13 protein-coding genes are annotated in these 17598 nt (G+C 72.6%); 8 read left to right on the forward strand and 5 right to left on the reverse strand.

The features are described 5' to 3' along the window. The first annotated feature begins 47 nt into the window (after positions 1-47). Positions 48-758 carry a VOC family protein gene (locus tag AB0J58_RS14825; protein WP_364215179.1) on the forward strand — a complete coding sequence of 237 codons (711 nt, stop codon included), beginning with the start codon at positions 48-50 and terminating at the stop codon, positions 756-758. 123 nt (positions 759-881) lie between these two features. Here AB0J58_RS14825 and AB0J58_RS14830 read toward each other — a convergent pair whose 3' ends face one another. Both AB0J58_RS14830 and AB0J58_RS14835 read right to left on the reverse strand, forming a co-directional pair. Beyond that, positions 882-1601, reverse strand: coding sequence for a DoxX family protein (locus AB0J58_RS14830; RefSeq protein WP_364215182.1), 720 nt, complete (start codon positions 1599-1601; stop codon positions 882-884). A gap of 79 nt (positions 1602-1680) precedes the next feature. Further along, positions 1681-3237 carry an MFS transporter gene (locus AB0J58_RS14835; protein ID WP_364215185.1) on the reverse strand — a complete coding sequence of 519 codons (1557 nt, stop codon included), beginning with the start codon at positions 3235-3237 and terminating at the stop codon, positions 1681-1683. 262 nt (positions 3238-3499) lie between these two features. Between AB0J58_RS14835 and AB0J58_RS14840 the strand changes: the two genes are divergently transcribed. The 7 genes from AB0J58_RS14840 to AB0J58_RS14870 all read left to right on the forward strand — a co-directional run bounded on the left by AB0J58_RS14840 (position 3500) and on the right by AB0J58_RS14870 (position 15256). Then, positions 3500-5365 (forward strand): tetratricopeptide repeat protein, encoded by a 1866-nt coding sequence (locus tag AB0J58_RS14840; protein ID WP_364215188.1) that lies wholly within the window; start codon positions 3500-3502, stop codon positions 5363-5365. Between the two features lie 348 nt (positions 5366-5713). Continuing rightward, on the forward strand, positions 5714-8077 hold the full coding sequence (locus AB0J58_RS14845; protein ID WP_364215191.1) for an AAA family ATPase: 2364 nt from the start codon (positions 5714-5716) through the stop codon (positions 8075-8077). A 123-nt stretch (positions 8078-8200) separates the two neighbouring features. After that, positions 8201-9184 (forward strand): ABC transporter permease, encoded by a 984-nt coding sequence (locus AB0J58_RS14850; protein WP_364215194.1) that lies wholly within the window; start codon positions 8201-8203, stop codon positions 9182-9184. A gap of 7 nt (positions 9185-9191) precedes the next feature. Beyond that, a complete protein-coding gene (locus AB0J58_RS14855) occupies positions 9192-10100 on the forward strand; it encodes an ABC transporter permease (RefSeq protein ID WP_343979192.1) in 909 nt (302 codons plus the stop codon). A 4-nt stretch (positions 10101-10104) separates the two neighbouring features. Continuing rightward, positions 10105-12291, forward strand: coding sequence for an ABC transporter ATP-binding protein (locus AB0J58_RS14860; RefSeq protein ID WP_364215197.1), 2187 nt, complete (start codon positions 10105-10107; stop codon positions 12289-12291). Positions 12292-12343: 52 nt separating this feature from the next. Beyond that, the gene (locus AB0J58_RS14865; RefSeq protein WP_364215200.1) at positions 12344-14050 is read left to right on the forward strand and encodes an ABC transporter family substrate-binding protein; all 1707 of its coding nucleotides are present in this window, start codon (positions 12344-12346) and stop codon (positions 14048-14050) included. A 117-nt stretch (positions 14051-14167) separates the two neighbouring features. Further along, positions 14168-15256 carry a winged helix DNA-binding domain-containing protein gene (locus AB0J58_RS14870; RefSeq protein ID WP_364215203.1) on the forward strand — a complete coding sequence of 363 codons (1089 nt, stop codon included), beginning with the start codon at positions 14168-14170 and terminating at the stop codon, positions 15254-15256. A 61-nt stretch (positions 15257-15317) separates the two neighbouring features. Here AB0J58_RS14870 and AB0J58_RS14875 read toward each other — a convergent pair whose 3' ends face one another. From AB0J58_RS14875 to AB0J58_RS14885, 3 genes are read right to left on the reverse strand one after another with little or no spacing between them, the layout of a single operon-like run. Continuing rightward, on the reverse strand, positions 15318-16208 hold the full coding sequence (locus tag AB0J58_RS14875; protein WP_364215206.1) for a biotin-dependent carboxyltransferase family protein: 891 nt from the start codon (positions 16206-16208) through the stop codon (positions 15318-15320). Then, positions 16205-16828, reverse strand: a complete 624-nt coding sequence (locus tag AB0J58_RS14880; protein ID WP_364215208.1) for an allophanate hydrolase subunit 1 — start codon at positions 16826-16828, stop codon at positions 16205-16207. The genes AB0J58_RS14875 and AB0J58_RS14880 overlap by 4 nt, the downstream gene beginning before the upstream one ends. 10 nt (positions 16829-16838) lie before the next feature. Further along, the gene (locus AB0J58_RS14885; protein ID WP_364215211.1) at positions 16839-17591 is read right to left on the reverse strand and encodes a 5-oxoprolinase subunit PxpA; all 753 of its coding nucleotides are present in this window, start codon (positions 17589-17591) and stop codon (positions 16839-16841) included. Between the last annotated feature and the right edge of the window lie 7 nt (positions 17592-17598).

The following is a 17598-nucleotide window of genomic DNA, read 5'->3' on the forward strand; positions in this document are numbered from 1 at the left end:
ACGCCGACGGGGTCCCGTGAGGGGAGGGGCGCTGCGATCATGGTGGTATGACGCAGCAGGTTCCGGATGGTGACAAGAGGCTGAGCCGACGGGAGATCTCCGACGCCGTCGGCGATCTCGGGTGGCGCTACGTCCTGGACGTGGTGCGCACGTCGGTGGCCGTGGCATCGCCCGCGCGGGCGGTCGAGGTCGTCGCGCGCGCGGTGGCGGTGGCCGGTGCGGAAGGGGAGCGAAGCCTGGAGATGGACGTCCGCCCCGGCCGGGTGGTCTTGACCCTGCGCTCACCGGTCACCGGTGCGGTGACGCCGGTCGAGGTCGAGCTCGCCGGTCGGATCTCCGCGGTCGTGGCCGAGCTCGGGTTGAGCACCGGCACCGACGTGGGCGGCCGTGAGGTGCGGTCGGTCCAGGTCCTTGAGATCGCGATCGACGCGATCGACATCGCCGCCGTCCGCCCGTTCTGGAAGGCGGTGATGGGTTATCACGACGAGCCCGGAGCCTCCGGTGGCGAGGGCGCGCTCGTGGATCCCGTCGGGCAGGGGCCGGCGATCTGGTTCCAGCGGATGACCGCGCCCCGGGCGCAGCGCAACCGGATCCATCTCGACGTCTCGGTCCCCCACGACGAGGCGCCCCACCGGATCGAGGCCGCCCTGGCCGCGGGCGGGGTGCTGCTGTCCGACGCCTCGGCGCCCTCCTTCTGGGTGCTGGCGGACGTGGAGGGCAACGAGGCGTGCGTGACGACCTGGCAGGGCAGGGACTGACGGCCGGCCGGTGTCAGGCCGGCGGTTCCGCGGTCGCCTCCCGGCGTCGGCGGTGATGGTGTCGAGGCACCACCCGCGACCGCGGTGGGTCGTGCGGCGGCCGGGCCTGCGGGATTCGTCCGCTCAGGTTCCGGAAGGCTCGTCCTTCCTGCCCGCCACGAGGGTGTCGCCGGCCTTGCCGGAGGTGGGCGGCGCGGGTGGCGCGGCGGGTGCGGTGCCGGAGGAGGGCTTGCGGGTACGCGTACGCGGACGGGCGGCGGCGGGGAACTCCGCGGTGTCGACGGTGCTCTCGGAGGTGGCCGGAGCGGGTTCGGTGTCGGCGGGCTTCTTCCCGGAGGCGGGCAGTGCGGGCGCCGGAGGGGTCTCCGGCTCGCGCAGCGCGGCGATGACGTCGTCGGCCTCGGTCTCGGCGGCGAAGTCCTCGGCGGCCTCGGCCTCACGGCGCTTGATCACCACCATGTGGTCGACCGACAGGCGGCCCGCGCCGCCCACCGCCAGCAGGATGGAGGCGGCCCCGAGTGCCACGATCAGCTTGGCGTCGCCTCCGGTGAGCGGCAGGCCCGTCTCGCCACTGGCCAGTACGAACACGGCGAGGGCCTCGGCGAACAGCAGCAGCCCGCACGCGGGCACGGCGAGCCCGGCCACCAGCAGTGCGCCGCCGATGAGCTCCGTCAGCATGGTGGTGGCGGCCCACACGCCCGGCGCGGGGGCCCCCAGGGTGGTGAACTGCCCGGCGGTGGCGGTCAGGCCCGCTTCGAGCTTGTGCCAGCCGTTGGCGAAGAAGATCCCGCCCACTCCCAGCCTGGCGGCCAGGGAGGCAAGATCATGGAGGGTTCGTCGCACGGTTCCTCATTCTGGTTAGATTCACCGTTCCTGCCCAGGCTTGACCGATAGATGACCGAGCGAGGACCTTCCAAACCCCTCAGGAGGAGTCACTCCCCTCCCCGTCTCTCTTGGAGCGGTGGGGTACCAGGAGCATCACGGCCAGTGCGGTGCAGCCGAGCAGGAGCACGCTCACCATGATCGTCGTGTGCAGGCCGGAGACGAACGCGACGCGGGCCGCGGAGAGCAGCGCGTCTCCCGCGCCGCCGCCGATCTCCCGCGCCATGTGCGCGGCGGAGGCGAGCGACTGGCGGGCCTGGTGCATCATCTCGGGAGGGACGCCGGGAACCGGGCCCAGCGAGGGGGCGTACACGACCGTGGTGATCGTGCCGAGCACCGCCACCCCGAGCCCGGCACCCAGTTCGTAGGCGGTCTCCTCGATCGCGGCGGCGCCGCCCGCGCGCGACTCGGGCGCGGCCGACATGATCGTGTCGGAGGCGGCCAGCAGGGCGACCTGGATGCCGAAGCCGATGCCGACGAAGCAGAACGTCAGGGCCACCGGATGCCCCTCGGTACCCCAGGCCAGGGTGGGGGCGAGGGACAGGGCGGTCAGCGCCAGCCCGCCGCTCATCGTGGCGCGCATTCCGAACCGCCGAAGGAGCCGGGCCCCGGCCAGGCCGCCCGCGATCGCGGCGATCATGAGCGGGAGCATCCGCACGGCCGCCCCGAGCGGGCTGTCACCGAGGACCAGCTGGAGGTACTGGGCGAGCATGAGCTCCAGTCCGACCAGGGCGAAGACGGTCAGCAGCACGCCGCCCACCCCGGCGCAGAACGCCCGTCGCCGGAACAGCTCCAGGTCGAGCAGGGGGAAGGCCAGTCGCCGCTGCCTGCGGACGAACCAGGTCAGCAGCCAGACCCCGACCAGCAGGACCGCCACCCCGCCGAGATGCCCGGCACCCGTCTCCTTCAGGCCGAAGGCCACGCCGAGGATGCCCAATACCGACAGCAGCGCGCTGAGCGCGTCCCACGGCCGGTCGGAGCGCCTCGGGATCTCGGGAAGAAGCCTGACCGCGGTGGGCAGCAGGACCATCAGGATGGGGACGTTGATCAGGAAGACGGCGCCCCACCAGAACTTCTCGACGAGCAGCCCGCCGATGAGCGGGCCGACCGCGGCCCCGGCCGCCGCCACCGCGCTCCACACCCCCAGCGCGATCGCCCGCTCGTGCCGGTCGGTGAAGACCTGCCGGATGATGGAGAGGGTGGCGGGCATGATCATGGCACCGCCGACGCCGAGCAGTGCTCGGGCCGAGATCAGCGCGAGCGGGGTCGGGGCGAACGCGGCCGCCGCCGAGGCGACGCCGAAGACCACGTATCCGGCCAGCACCAGCCGTTTGCGGCCGTAGCGGTCACCGAGCGTGCCGAAGGTCAGCAGCAGCGGCGCGACCACCAGCGAGTAGACGTCGATGATCCACAGCAGTTCCACGGAGGTCGGCTCCAGGGCCGCCGTCAGCGTGGGCACCGCGATGTGCAGCACCGTGGCGTCCACCGCGATCAGCAGCAGGCTGAAGCAGAGCAGGGCGAGGATCGACCACCGGCTGGCTCCGGGTGCCGGTGAGCCGCCGTCCCCACCCCTGGATTTGGCCATGATGGTGGTCATGGGCCGCTCAGGAGTTGTCAGCCTGGACGAACATACGTCGCAGCCTAGGCGAAGTGTGGCAGTGCGCGGGGTGGCATTCGATGATGGATTTCCATGGATATGTGTACCTTGTCGCTCGCGATCGATCGACAGTCCGTGTTCGCGGTGACGCTTTGAGTGACCTCTCTAGAGAGATACAGGCATATACCGTTATCTAGGCAAATGGTGATCTCCCACGGACCATGGCGATCGTGGGGAGTCAGCGTGAGGCCCGTGAGCCGCCGTGGTGAGCGGGGCCGGCGGGCGCGACTCGGCCCCGGTGTCGCCGCCCCGAGATCCCGGCGACCCCCGGCAGTGGTGTGCCGTGGCCGCCGCGTTGCTGGGCCGTGACCATCCCGAGGCCGCGCTGGAGGCCGCCCGCAGGGCGCTGGACCTCGACCCCCGATCCGAGTCGGGAGCCGACTGGGGATACCGCCTCGCCAGCCTCGCGTTCGAGCGGCTCGGCCGCGACGCGGAGGCCGTGGCCGCCGCCGAGGAGGCGGTACGCCTCGCGCCGGGCTCCTGGGCCGCGCGGATGCGCCTGGGGGCGGCGCTGCGCAGGGTGCCCGGCCGCTGGCGCGAGTCGCGGGCACAGGCGGCCAGGGCCGTCCGCTACGCGCCGGAGGAGCCGGACCCGCATGTCCTCACCGGTGACCTCGCGCTGCTGCGCGGTGAGTACTCCCGCGCGCGGGCCGCCTACCGCGACGCGCTGCGCCGCCTGCCCGACCATCCCGGCGCCAGGATCAACCTCGGCCTGACCTGGCTGCGCTGGGAGCGCCCACGTGCCCACCACGACCCCGCCTGGCCGGTCGACCCCCGCGAGACGGGCCGGGCCAGGCGCGCCCTGGAGACATGGTCACGGCAGATCCGCGTCCTGCTGGCCGTCGCCCTCGTCGCGGTCTGCGTGGCGGAGTTCGGGTTCGGCCTGGCAGGCGTGGCGAGGATCGGTGGCGGTCTGGTGCCGCTCGCCGTCCTGGTGATCACCCTCAGGCAGGCGCACCGGGTCGGGCTCTGGTCGTACGTGCCCGGCATGCTCGCCCGCGACCTCTGGCTCGGCACGTCGATCCTGATCACCCTGGTCGTCGTGGCCGCGTACGTCGCGGTCGTCGCCACGCTCCCGCCGGAGGCCCCACCGCTCCTGGCCGGACCGCCGCCGGACGCCACGGGAGTGCTCTGGGCGGGCCTCGCCGGGCTGGTGCTCCTCAACGGCGCCGTACTGCTCGTCCTGCGCGTGCTCGTCGAGGCCTGGCGCGGGCGGCCGGTCAGGGCGCTGACCGAGTTCGCCGCGGCCGGTGACGACCGTACGGCCCGGCGGGACGTCAACGTGACCCTCTGGCTGGTGGCGGGCCGGGCCTGGTCGGTGCCGGTGGCGGTGGTGCTGGTGGCGGCGGTCCTGGACGAACGGCGTTGGGCGCTCGCCGCGCTCGCCGTGCCGCTCGTGCTCGGCTGGGCGTACCGCGGGGCCGGTCCCGCCCTGGGCCTCGGCAGGGTGCTGGCGGCGGACCGCGGGCTGGCGGTGGCGCTGGCCCTGTCCGCCGCGGCGGCGCTCCTGCTCGGCACGGCGGCCGCGGCCATGGTGCTCGGGCTCGGCCAGGCGGGCGAGTGGGCCTGGCGGGCCGGAAACGCGCTGCCGGTCGTCTCGTCGGTGGTGTTCGCCACGAGGTCGGTGCGGGCGTGGTGGCGGGGCGCGCCGGGTCCCTGGCGCGCCTCGCTGGTCATGTGCGACGGCTGTGGCGGCCGCCTGCCCGGCGACGCCTCCCCGCCGGTGGGGCTCAGCGGGGAGGTGCGCGCGGCCTTCACCTACGCGCGGGGGGTGGTGCTCGCCTACGTCGACCCCGGCGGCCCGCGCGCGCTGGCCGTCGGCGCGGTCAGTTCGGTCGGTCCGAGCGGCGAGTTACGCCTGATCGCCGCCTCCGACGCGTGGGAGGCCGCCGAGCGCGACCCCAGGGTGGCGGTCTTCGTCGCGGACCCGCAGGGCCGCGGCCTCTGGGCCGAGGTGCGTGGCATCGCGATCGGCGACACCGAGTCCGACCTGCTGAGGATCACCCCCAAGCAGGTCGTGGTCGGCGAGTATCCCGGCCGGCACCAGGGCCGTGCCCGCCGAGGCTGAGCCGCACCCAGGAAGAGCGGCCGTCGGGAGCGCGGACCGCCTTGCCCGGCGGTGACATTCCCATGCCCGTCACCTGGCCGGTTCCCCGGGCAGGACGGGTGCGGGGACCTGGTACTCCCACCCGGCGGGCACCCGGGCGCGAACCGCCGCGCGCGGGGCGCGGAGACGGCACAGGGAAGGGTGTGGCCACCGGTGCGGCACCGGTTGGAGCTTGCCGCCTCGGGCGTGGATTTCATCCATTCTCATCCACATATCTGATCGTGCCCGCGCGGCGGCGTGGCGCGACGCTCAGGCACGCGCAAACGTCCCCCCGGTGCGGTATAACCGGGGGCGGACCGGGGAGGCGTGATGCGGGAATCCAGCAGGGCCCAGCCGGCGGGGCGCGCGGCCGCACGGGATCTGTTCGAGCGGGTGCGACTGGGCTACTTCCGGCTCTCGCCACCTCTGCGCAGGCTGATCTACATCGCGGTGCTGGTCGGAGCGGTCGGGCTGGCGTTCGGCCTCGGCTGGTCGGTGCTCAACACGCTCCTCGTCACGCTGACGCTGCTCGGCTTCGCGGCGCTGACCCTGAGCTTTCCCCGCGCCGCGGCCACCCTGCTCGTGGTGCTCGCCTGGCTGTCGGTGCTGATGATCTTCCAGGGCGCGTCCGGCTGGAACTCGCCGGTCCCGACCGCGCTGGTGATCCTCGCCCCCCTGGTGGCCGGCGCGGCCCACCTCATCCGCTGGGTCACCCCGTGGGTGAGCACGGCCATGGCACTGGTGCCCGCCGGGCTGGTGGCCGTCCTGCTCGGCGCGGTCATCCCCGGGCTCGCGCCGGTCACCGCCATCTGGGCCGCGTACGCGGTGGCGGCCGGGGTGCTCGTCCAGCGCTTCCTCCAGGCCCGCCGGGTGCGGGCGGCGCTGACGGCGGGGGAGCGGAGCCAGGCCGGGCTCAGGGTCCGCGGGGGCGGTCCCCCCGCACCCGCCGCGGTGACCGGCGAGCGGGAGGCGCCGCCGCCCATCTCGGTGGAGGAGGCGCTCGGAGAACTGGACGCCATGATCGGCCTGGCCCCGGTGAAGGAGCAGGTGCGCTCGATCGCCGCCTCGATCGAGGCGGCCAGGTTACGCAGGGAGGCCGGATACTCCACCGAGCCGCCGATGCGGCACTTCGTGTTCGTCGGCCCCCCGGGCACCGGCAAGACCAGCGTGGCCAGGACCGTCGCGAAGATCTTCTACGCCTTCGGCCTGCTGGAGACCCCCTACGTGGTCGAGGCCCAGCGGGCCGACCTGGTGGGGGAGTTCCTCGGCGCCACCGCGATCAAGACGAACGAGCTGGTCGACCGGGCGCTCGGCGGGGTGCTCTTCATCGACGAGGCGTACAGCCTGATCAACTCCGGTGACGGCCAGCCGGACAGGTTCGGCGCGGAGGCCGTGCAGACGCTGCTCAAGCGGGCCGAGGACGACCGCGACCGGCTGGTCGTCATCCTGGCCGGATACGAGAAGGAGATGGCCACCTTCCTGTCGTCCAATCCCGGCCTGTCCAGCCGGTTCGCAAGCCGGGTCCGCTTCCCCAGCTACGCCCCCGATGAGCTGCTCCAGATCACCGAGCTGCTGCAGAGGCGCCGGGGCGACCGGATGTCACCGGAGGCCGCGCCCGCGCTGCTCACCCGATTCGAGGACATCCACCGGCGTCTGATGGTCGACGACCTGGGCAACGCCCGGTTCGTCCGCAGCCTCGTGGAGGCCGCCGCGCAGGCCAGGGACGTGCGCGTGGTGGGGGCGGGCGGCGCGCCCAGCACCGAGGATCTGGTCACCACGGTCCTGGAGGACGTCGTCAAGGCGTTCGACGAGCTCACCGCCCGCTACCGGGGTTACCAGGCCGCGCCCTCCCTTGAGGAGGCACTGGCCGACCTCGACCGCATGGCGGGTCTCGAACCGGTCAAACGGCAGGTACACGCGATCGCCGCGCAGCTCAGAGTGGCCAAGATGCGTCAGGAGCGGGGGCTGCCCACCCCGCCGCAGATGCGGCACTTCGTCTTCGCCGGGCCGCCGGGCACCGGAAAGACCACGGTGGCCCGCATCCTGGGCCGCATCTTCGCCGCGCTCGGCCTGCTCTCCCAGCCCGACGTGGTGGAGGCCCAGCGGGCCGACCTGGTCGGCCAGCACCTCGGCGCCACCGCGATCAAGACGAACGAGCTGGTCGACCGGGCGCTCGGCGGGGTGCTCTTCGTCGACGAGGCCTACGGCCTGGTCAACTCCGGCTACAGCGGGGGCGACGCCTTCGGCACCGAGGCCGTGCAGACGCTGCTCAAGCGGGCCGAGGACGACCGCGACCGGCTGGTGATCATCCTGGCCGGATACGAGCGGGAGATGAACGCCTTCCTGTCGTCCAATCCCGGCCTGGGCAGCAGGTTCAGCCAGCGGGTGCGGTTTCCCTCGTACTCCGCCGAGGAGCTCACCGAGATCGCGGTGCTGCTCGCCGAGTCCTCGGGCGACAGGTTCGACGACGCGGCCCGGCGTGACCTGGCCGAGGTCTTCGCCTGGGTCTGCGACGAGGGGCTGATAGACGGCCTCGGCAACGGCAGGTTCGCGCGCTCGCTCTTCGAGCGCGCGGCGATGCGCAGGGACGTCCGCCTGGCCGCCCTGGGCGGCACCACCGCCACCGCCGCCGACCTGACCACCATCACCAGTGTTGACCTGCGCGCGGCCGTGGACGAACTCTCCGGAAAGTGATTCCGGGCCCGACCGGTGTCACCGTCCACCGAGATCCCTCCGATTCGGTACGCTATGCAGCCCATCGGTCGCCGAGTGTAGCAAGATGGTCACCGACAGCGGCGGGGCTCCGGAGGAGGAAAGATGGCGGGATTCCTTGCCCGCAGGCTGCTCAACTACCTGGTGCTGATCGTCGTGGCCACCAGCCTCGCCTACATGCTGGCCGCCTCCGCGCTCGACCCGCGATCCAACTACGAGGGCCGCAACCCGCCGATCCCCCCCGCGGTCGTCGACGCCCGCCTCACCGACCTCAACCTCAACGACCGCACCCCGCTCTTCGAGCGCTACCTGACCTGGGCGGGCGCCCTGGCACACGGCGACTTCGGCAGGACGGTGGCCGGCGGCTCGGTCGGTGACGACCTCGGACGCCGGATCGGCGTCACCCTGCGCCTGATCACGGTCGGGCTTCTCGTCGGCAGCGTCACCGGCGTGCTGGTCGGCGCCTACGCCGCGGTCAAGCAGTACGGCGCCTTCGACCGGCTCTCGACAGCCCTCTCCTTCGTCGTCCTCGCGGTCCCCACGGTGGTGCTGGCCAACATCCTGATCATCGCCGCGGTCCGGTTCAACGAGGCCGTCGGCGCCCAGATCCTCCTCGTCAGCGGAGAGGCGACCCCCGGGCTCCAGGGCGGGCCCGCCGCCGCCGGGATCGACCGGATCCAGCATCTGCTGCTGCCCACGCTGTCGCTCTCGCTCGGTCTGGCCGCCGTCTACAGCCGCTACCAGCGCAACATGATGCTCGATGTGCTCGGCGCCGACTTCGTCCGCACGGCCGTGGCCAAGGGGCTGAGCCGCCGCGCCGCGCTGACCCGGCACGCGCTGCGCACCGCGCTGATCCCGGTGGTCACCTACTTCGCCTTCACCTTCGGGGCACTGCTGGTCGGCACCACCTTCACCGAGAAGATCTTCGGCTGGCACGGCGTGGGAGAGCAGCTGGTCGACTCGATCTCCACCAACGACATCAACACCGTCGCCGCGATCAGCTGCTTCGCCGCGCTGGCGGTGCTGCTGGCCGCGTTGGCCTCCGACGTGCTGCACGCCGTCCTCGACCCGCGCGTCCGGGTGGGGTGAACCGAAGATGACCATCGCCGAGGAGGAGCTCACCGAGCAGCGGGCGTCCCTGGACAGGATCAAGGCGCCCTCACGGCTGCGGGTGGTCATGGGCCGCCTGCTGCGCTCTGGCCGGGGCCGGACCGGCTCCGCGCTCCTCGCGCTGATCTTCCTGCTGGCCTTCGCCGGCCCCTACCTCACCCGCTGGAGCTACACCGCCAAGGACTTCACGGCCTTTCTCGCGCCGCCGTCGACCGAGCACTGGTGGGGGACCCTGCAGACCGGCGCCGACGTGTACGCGGTCACGCTGCGCGGCATGCGCAGGTCCCTGGTCGTCGGCCTGCTCGCCGCGGTGGTCGGCACCGCACTCGCGGCCGTGGTGGGTGCCTTCGCCGGATACTTCGGAAGCTGGACCGACCGTTCGCTGACCTGGGCGACCGACCTGCTGCTCGTGCTCCCCGCCTTCCTGATCCTGGCGATCATGTCCCCGCTCTTCGCCGGGGGACAGTGGCCGATGTTCGTGCTGGTGCTGGCGCTCTTCCTCTGGATGGTGACCTCGAAGATCGTCCGGAGCATGACCATCTCGCTCAGGGAGCGGGAGTTCATCCAGGCGGCCAGGTTCATGGGCGTGCCGCCGACAAGGATCATCTTTCGGCACATCATCCCCAACATGTCCTCGCTGCTGGTCGTCGACGCCACGCTGAACGTCAGCGCCGCGATCCTCACCGAGACGTCCCTCTCCTACTTCGGCTTCGGCATCCAGCCGCCGGACGTCTCGCTGGGCAGCCTCATCGCGGACGGCGCCCAGACGGCGCTCTACGCCCCCTGGACGTTCTGGTTCTGCGCGGGCCTGCTGATCGTCACCGTGCTCGCGGTGAACCTGGTCGGCGACTCCCTGCGCGACGCCTTCGACCCCACGGCCCGCAGGAGTGGGTGAACGGATGACAAGCGAGCGAACCGCGGACGCGAGATCCCGGAGCGGCCGGACCGGCGGGCGCGGCGCCGGGGGCGACCCCCTGCCGCTGAGGGCCGGGAGCGACCCCGTGCCCGCCGACCCCGTGCTCGAGGTGCGCGACCTCGACGTCACCTTCGGCCTGGGCCCCGGTGCGGTCCGCGCGGTCAGGGGGATGGGTTACGCGGTCCGTCCGGGCGAGGTGCTCGGGATCGTCGGTGAGTCGGGCTCCGGCAAGTCGGTCACCTCGCTGGCCGTGATGGGCCTGCTCCCGCCGCACGCCCACGTCACCGGGTCGGTGCGGCTGCGCGGACAGGAGATCCTGGGCGCCCCGGACAGGACGCTCACCGCGTTCCGCGGCAAGACCGTCTCGATGGTCTTCCAGGACCCGCTCTCCGCGCTCACCCCCGTCTACCGGGTCGGCGACCAGATCGCCGAGGCGGTCCGCGTCCACCAGCGGATCGGCCCCGCGCGGGCCGCCAGACGCGCCGTCGAACTGCTCGACCTGGTCGGCATCCCCAACGCGGCGCAGCGCGCCAGGGCGTTCCCGCACGAGTTCTCCGGCGGCATGCGCCAGCGCGCGATGATCGCGATGGCGATCGCCAACGACCCCGACGTGATCCTCTGCGACGAACCGACCACCGCGCTCGACGTGACCGTCCAGGCTCAGGTGCTGGAGGTGCTGAAGACGGCGCAGCGGGAGACGGGCGCGGCGATCGTCGTCATCACCCATGATCTGGGGGTGGTGGCCGGGTTCGCCGACCGGGTCCTCGTCATGTACGCCGGGCGCCCCGTCGAGGTCGGCCCGGTGGACGAGGTCTACTACCGCACCCGCATGCCGTACACCATGGGCCTGCTCGGTTCGATCCCGCGCCTTGACCGCGGCCGGGAGCAGCCGCTGGTGCCCATCGAGGGCAGCCCGCCGTCACCGGCGGCGCTGCCGCCGGGCTGCCCGTTCGAGCCGCGCTGCCCGATCGCCGTCCCGGCGTGCGCCGAGTCCGAACCCGAGCCGGTACGCGTGGGCTCGCCCGGCCACCTCGCGGCGTGCATACGCTCCGGCGAGATCGAGGCGGAGGGGTGGTCACCCGCCCAGATCTACGGTGTGCGCGCCATCGCGGGGGAGGTACCCGGCCCCGGTCCCGTCGTCGGAGAGTCGCCACGGCCAGGTGGCGGGCGTGAGGTGGTCCTGGCGGTCGAGAACCTGGTCAAGCACTATCCCCTGGTGAGGGGGAGGCTCCTGCGGCGGCGGGTCGGCACGGTCCGCGCGGTGGACGGTGTCAGCTTCGACATCCGCGAGGGGGAGACGCTCGGCCTGGTCGGGGAGTCGGGCTGCGGCAAGACGACCACCCTGATGGAGATCCTCGAACTGGCCGCACCGCAGAGCGGCGGGATCACGGTGCTGGGCCGCGACACCTCACAGATGAGCGCCCGTGACCGGATGGCCGTCCGGCGCGACATGCAGGTCGTCTTTCAGGACCCGCTGGCCTCGCTCGACCCGAGGATGACCGTCTACGACATTCTCGCCGAGCCGCTGCGCACGCACGGCAGCCGCGAGGTGGGGCCGAGGGTCCGCGAGCTGCTCGGCATGGTCGGCCTGGAGGCCGGCCACGCCGCCCGCTATCCGCAGGACTTCTCCGGGGGGCAGCGTCAGCGCATCGGCATCGCCCGCGCCCTCGCCCTGGAGCCCCGGCTGGTCGTGCTGGACGAGCCGGTCTCGGCGCTCGACGTGTCCATCCAGGCCGGGGTGCTCAACCTGCTGGAGGAGCTGAGGACCCGCCTGGGCCTGTCGTACCTGCTCGTGGCGCACGACCTGGCCGTGGTCCGGCACATCGCGGACCGGGTCGCGGTCATGTACCTCGGCAGGATCGCCGAGATCGGGCCGGCCGGCCGGGTGTACGACGCTCCGATGCATCCCTACACGCGGGCGCTGCTGTCGGCCGTCCCGCTGCCGGATCCGGCGGTGGAACGGTCCAGAAGGCGGATCCTGCTGGAGGGAGACCTGCCCAACCCGGCCGATCCCCCCTCCGGCTGCCGCTTCCGCACCCGCTGTCCCCTGTTCAGGTCCCTCGACGAGACCGTCAGAAGGCGTTGCGTGGAGGAGGAACCCCAGGTACACCGGCTCGGAGACGACCACGGAGTCTCGTGCCACTTCGCCGAGAGGTCCGGCGCCGGATGATCCAGCCGAGTGCCCTTCTGTTCGCCCAGTCGTATCCTCCGGGAGGAAAACAGTGACATCGATCCGGTGCGTGGGCGCGCTCGCCACCGTGCTGGCCGTGGTCCTGGCGATCCCGCCGGTTCTGACCGGCTGCGGTGGCGGGGGCGGGACGGGGAGCGGGCCCATCTCTGCGATCAAGGCCTACGACGTCAACCCCGTCGCCCGCGACCGGGTCGTGGACGGTGGGGTGCTCCGCTGGGGGCTCGGCGAGTATCCGTCCAACTGGAACCTCAACCATGTCGACGGCAACCTGGCGACGGTCAAGAAGGTCATGGACGCCCTCATGCCCTCGCCGTTCCGCTCCGACGCCAAGGGGCAGATCTCCCCGAACACCGACTACCTGTCGGCGGGCAGGGTCACCTCGGACGGCCCCAAGCAGGTCGTCACCCTGACCCTCGACCCGCGTGCCAGGTGGTCCGACGGCACCCCGATCACCTGGGAGGACTACCGGGCCCAGTGGCAGGCGATGAACGGTCGCGACGGCGACTACCGGGTGGCCGGCACCACCGGCTACCAGGACATCGAGAAGGTGACCAGGGGCAAGGACGACCATCAGGTCGTGGTGACCTTCGCCAAACCCTTCGGCGACTGGCAGTCGCTGTTCGCGCCGCTGTACCCCCGGAGTACCAACGCCACCCCCGAGGCGTTCAACAACGCCTGGCTGAACCGTATCCCGGTGACCGCCGGCCCGTTCAGGTTCGTCGCGTTCGATTCGACCGCCAAGACCGTCACCATCGCCAGGGACGACCGCTGGTGGGGAGAGCGGGCCAAGCTGGACCAGATCATCTACCGTTCCCTGGAGAGCGACGCGCTGGTCGGGGCCTTCAGCAACGGTGAGCTCGACACCTTCGACATCGGTCCGTCCGCGCCCGACTACGCGCGCGTCAAGGCCACCCCGGGCGCGATCGTGCGGCAGGCGGCCGGACCCGACTTCCGGCACATCACGATGAACGGCGAGAGCGCCCTGCTGTCCGACCAGAGGGTGCGCAGGGCCGTGGCGATGGGTATCAACCGCCAGGCCATCGCCCAGTCCGACCTCCAGGGCCTCGACTGGCCGATCGTCCTGCTGAACAACCACTTCTTCATGAACACCCAGGAGGGCTACCAGGACAACGCCGGTGAGATCGGTACTTACAACCCGGTTCAAGCCGGGCGGGAGCTGGACGCCGCGGGCTGGAAGCTGGAGGGGCGGGTCAGGAGGAAGGACGGCAGGGAGCTGAACCTGCGCTTCGTCCTGCCGTCCAGCCTGCAGCTCACCAAGTCCGAGGCCGAGCTCGTCCAGGACATGCTCGCCCAGATCGGTGTCGGGGTCACTCTCCAGTCGGTACCCACCGATGACTACTTCACCAAATACATAATTCCCGGCAATTACGACATAACGGCCTTCGCGTACATGGGCACGCCGTTTCCCGTCTCCAGCGCCTACGGTCAGTACGCCGACGCCACCAGGCGCCCGGACGACACCGGGCAGTGGAACGCCAACCTCGGCCGCATCGGCTCCCCGCAGATCGACGCCGCCATGAACAAGGCGACCGCCGCCCTCGCCCCCGGCCGGGCCATCGCCGATACCAACGCCGCCGACAAGCTCATCTGGCAGGCGGTCAACGTGGTGACGCTCTACCAGCGACCGCAGAACGTCGCGGTCAAGAGCACGGTCGCCAACTTCGGCGCCCGAGGCTTCTACGACCTGAGGTACCAGGACATCGGCTTCACCCGGTGACCCGGCCGTGCCGGTGGCCCGCGGCCCGGTCGGGCGGGGCGTCTCACGGTCCTCGGGGAGGCACCCGGCGGCGGGACGGGCGTGCTTTCTGTCGGGGGCGGAGTGTAGAAGTGGGCCATGGTTGTCTCGGTCACCTGGCCCCAGGTACTCGCGTGGCGGTTGAAGCGGCAGTTCGTGGACCCGGCAGACGGGCCGGACGCGGTCTCCGTCGTGCGCAGGCTCACCGGGGTGCAGGCACAGGTGGCCTCCGCCGCCGGCCTGGCGGTGGCCGTGCGGAGCGCGCGGCCGAGACCCGACGAGATCGACGATGCCCTGTGGCGAGACCGCAGCCTGGTGAAGACCTGGACGGCGCGCGGCACCCTGCACCTCGTCCCCGCCGACGAGCTGGCCTGCTACGCCGCCGTCCTCGGCTCGTTCCGCAACTGGGACAGGGGCTCCTGGCAGCGGGGCCACGGGGTCACCGCCGCCGAGGTCGCCGCCATCCTCGACGCCGTGCCCAAGGCGCTCGCCGGCCGCGCCCTCACTCGCGAGGAGCTGGTCGACAGGGTCATCGAGATCACCGGCGACGCCCACCTGAAGGAGGCGCTCACCTCCGGCTGGGGCGCCCTGCTCAAGCCGCTGAGCTTTCTCGGTGAGCTCTGCTACGGCCCGCCCCGCGAGGGGAGGGTGACCTTCGTCAGCCCCCGTGACTGGGTGCCCGGCTGGCCGGCGGAACCCCCCTCGGCAGAGGAGGGCGGCGTGCGCCTGCTCCGCTCCTTCCTCGGTGCCCACGGTCCGGGCACCCCCGAGACGTTCGACGGCTGGCTCTACCGCGGGGCGGCCCGCAAGGCGACGCTGCGCGGCTGGTTCCGGGACCTCACCCCCGAGCTGGCCGAGATCGAGGTCGGCGGCAGGCCGATGGTCATGCTCGCCGAGCACCTCGACGACCTGGCCCGCACCCGGCCCGCCACCGGGGTCCACCTCCTGCCGGGCTTCGACCAGTACATCCTCGCCGCCCCTCGTGACCTGGAGCCCCTTCTGCCCGCCGCGGCGAAGGCGAGGGTCAGCCGGGCCGCCGGCTGGATCTCCCCGGTCGTGATCCACGAGGGCCGGGTGGCCGGGATCTGGAAGACCGAGGACAAGGGGATCGTCGTCGATCTCCTGGAGGAGGTGCCCGCCGCGGCCCTCGCAGCTGAGACCGAGCGAGTGTCCGAGCTGCTGCCCTAGCCGTCACAACCGAAGCCTCCGGGTTCGCGGTGCCCTCCCGCTGGCTTCGCCGAGGAGCGGTTCAGCCGCGGCGGAAGCGTACCCGGTCGCCGGGGCGGAGCTGGGCGGCCCTGGCGAGGCTCGCCGAGGTCAGCACGGCGATGACCGGATAGCCGCCGGTCGGCGGGTGGTCGGCGAGGAACACGATCGGCTGGCCGCTGGGCGGCACCTGGACGGCCCCGGCCACCATGCCCTCACTGGGCAGCTCCTCGTCCCGGGCCCGTTCCAGGCGGGCACCGCGGATTCGCACGCCCACCCGGTTGCTGTCCTGGCCGACCTCGTACGGCTCCGCGCAGAGGGTGGCCAGGGCTCCGGGGACGAACCAGTCCTCCCGGGGACCCGGCAGGACAAGCAGGATGCCCGCTCCGAGCTCCGGCGAGGGCGCCGCGTCCACGGTGATCGGCGGCAGGCCGCCCGCCGGTCCCACGGGCAGGACCGTTCCGCTACGAAGCGGGGGAGGGCCGAGCCCGGACAGCGAGTCGGCCGACCGGCTCCCCATCGTGACGGGCGTGTCGAGGCCTCCACGGACGGCGATGTAGGTGCGCAGGCCGGTTTCCGGCGTCCCGGTGCGCAGCTCGCCGCCCGCGGGCACCCAGAAAGGCGCGCACATCCCCTGTGGGACCGGCCCGCCGGGGGCCGTGTCGTCCGGGGCGGTCCCGCGCGCTCGCAGCAGCTCCAAAGGGCAGGCGGCCCCGGTGACGGCGACCCAGGCCCCGGTGGTGAAGCGCAGCCGGGCGCCGCCGAAGGTCAGCTCGATCCCCGCGGCGCCCTCCGGGTTGCCGATCAGGCGGTTGGCCAGCCGCAGGCTCGGCTCGTCCGCGGCACCCGAGCGGGGCACTCCGAGGTGGGCGTACCCGGGCCGGCCAAGATCCTGCACCGTGGCGTACGGCCCCGACGCGATCACCTCGATCATGGCTCGCCGACCGCCAGGAAACGCACCCGCGTCCCCGGGGTGAGCAGGGCGGGCGGGTCGGCGGTCACGTCCCAGACCGCCGTCGTGGAGCGGCCGAGCAGCCGCCACCCGCCGGGGGAGGCCGAGGGGTAGACCGCCGAGTAGGGGCCGGCGACCGCCACGGATCCGGCGGGCACCGAGGTTCGAGGGGTGTCCAGCCGCGGGACGCGCAGCGCGGGATCCAGCCCGGTGAGGTAGGCGAACCCGGGGGCGAAGCCCAGCCAGCCCACCACCAGCTCCCGCCCGGTGTGCCGTTCGACCACCTCCCCGGGGGAGAGGCCGCTCAGCACGGCCACCTCGTCGAGATCCGCGCCGTCGTACACGACGGGGACGGTCACGGCCGGCGCCGGCGCGGCGCTACCAGCGCCGATCGTGGACCCCGTCTCCAGCAGGCGCAGGAGCCGGTCCCGCAGGCGCGTCAGGTCGGCCCCCGGCGCGGTGACGAGGACCGTGGTGGGGCCGGGCACGATCTCCACCACCCCGGCCGGCCGAGCGGCCCGCAGCAGGGCGTCCAGCCGGTGGGAGATCTCCAGCGAGCCGGTCTCCACCAGCAGCGACCACTCCCCGGCCCGCCGGATCACCGCCGGCCCCTCACGTGAAGGACCTCAGCGGCACCCCGGCGTCCACCAGGCCGTCGCGGACGGCCCGGGCCATCAGCACCGCGCCGGGAGTGTCGCCGTGGACGCAGATCGAGCGCGCCTCGACGGGGACCAGCGAGCCGTCCACCGCCTCGACCACGCCCTCGGTCACCATCCGCACCACACGGGCGGCGACCGTACCGGGGTCGTGCAGCACGGCGCCGGGGGAGCGGCGGGAGAGCAGCGTTCCGGCACCGGTGTAGGCGCGGTCCGCGAAGGCCTCGACGACCGTGGTGACCCCCTCCCCGGCGGCGATCTCGTGGACGGCGGAGCCGGGCAGGGTCAACAGCGGCAGGTCCCCGTAGTCGGCCACCGCCGCCACGACGGCCCCGGCCTGCTCGGGGTCGCGGCAGATCCGGTTGTACAGCGCGCCGTGCGGCTTGACGTAGGAGACCCGGCCGCCCATCGCCCTGGCGATGCCGTCCACCGCCCCCAGCTGGTAGAGCACCTCGGCGCAGAGCTCCTCCGGGTCGACGTCCATCTCGCGGCGGCCGAACCCGGCCAGGTCCCGGTAGGACACCTGGGCGCCGATCGCGACCCCGCGGTCGATCGCCGCCGCGCACGTGCGGCGAATGGTCAGCGGATCACCCGCGTGGAACCCACAGGCGATGTTGGCGCTGGTCACCAGTTCGAGCAGGGCCTCGTCCTCGCCCAGCCGCCAGATCCCGAAGCCCTCGCCCAGATCGGCGTTGAGATCGATCATCATGGCTCAC

Source organism: Streptosporangium sp. NPDC049644, from assembly GCF_040675205.1.
Lineage (GTDB): Bacteria > Actinomycetota > Actinomycetes > Streptosporangiales > Streptosporangiaceae > Streptosporangium > Streptosporangium fukuiense.

Bases quoted from the DNA above. Each gene is read 5' to 3' on its own strand.
- AB0J58_RS14825 (WP_364215179.1), top strand. From the start codon at position 48: ATGACGCAGCAGGTTCCGGATGGTGACAAGAGGCTGAGCCGACGGGAG.
- AB0J58_RS14855 (WP_343979192.1), top strand. From the start codon at position 9,192: ATGACCATCGCCGAGGAGGAGCTCACCGAGCAGCGGGCGTCCCTGGAC.
- AB0J58_RS14885 (WP_364215211.1), bottom strand. From the start codon at position 17,591: ATGATGATCGATCTCAACGCCGATCTGGGCGAGGGCTTCGGGATCTGG.
- AB0J58_RS14845 (WP_364215191.1), top strand. From the start codon at position 5,714: ATGCGGGAATCCAGCAGGGCCCAGCCGGCGGGGCGCGCGGCCGCACGG.
- AB0J58_RS14875 (WP_364215206.1), bottom strand. From the start codon at position 16,208: ATGATCGAGGTGATCGCGTCGGGGCCGTACGCCACGGTGCAGGATCTT.
- AB0J58_RS14835 (WP_364215185.1), bottom strand. From the start codon at position 3,237: ATGACCACCATCATGGCCAAATCCAGGGGTGGGGACGGCGGCTCACCG.
- AB0J58_RS14850 (WP_364215194.1), top strand. From the start codon at position 8,201: ATGGCGGGATTCCTTGCCCGCAGGCTGCTCAACTACCTGGTGCTGATC.
- AB0J58_RS14870 (WP_364215203.1), top strand. From the start codon at position 14,168: ATGGTTGTCTCGGTCACCTGGCCCCAGGTACTCGCGTGGCGGTTGAAG.
- AB0J58_RS14860 (WP_364215197.1), top strand. From the start codon at position 10,105: ATGACAAGCGAGCGAACCGCGGACGCGAGATCCCGGAGCGGCCGGACC.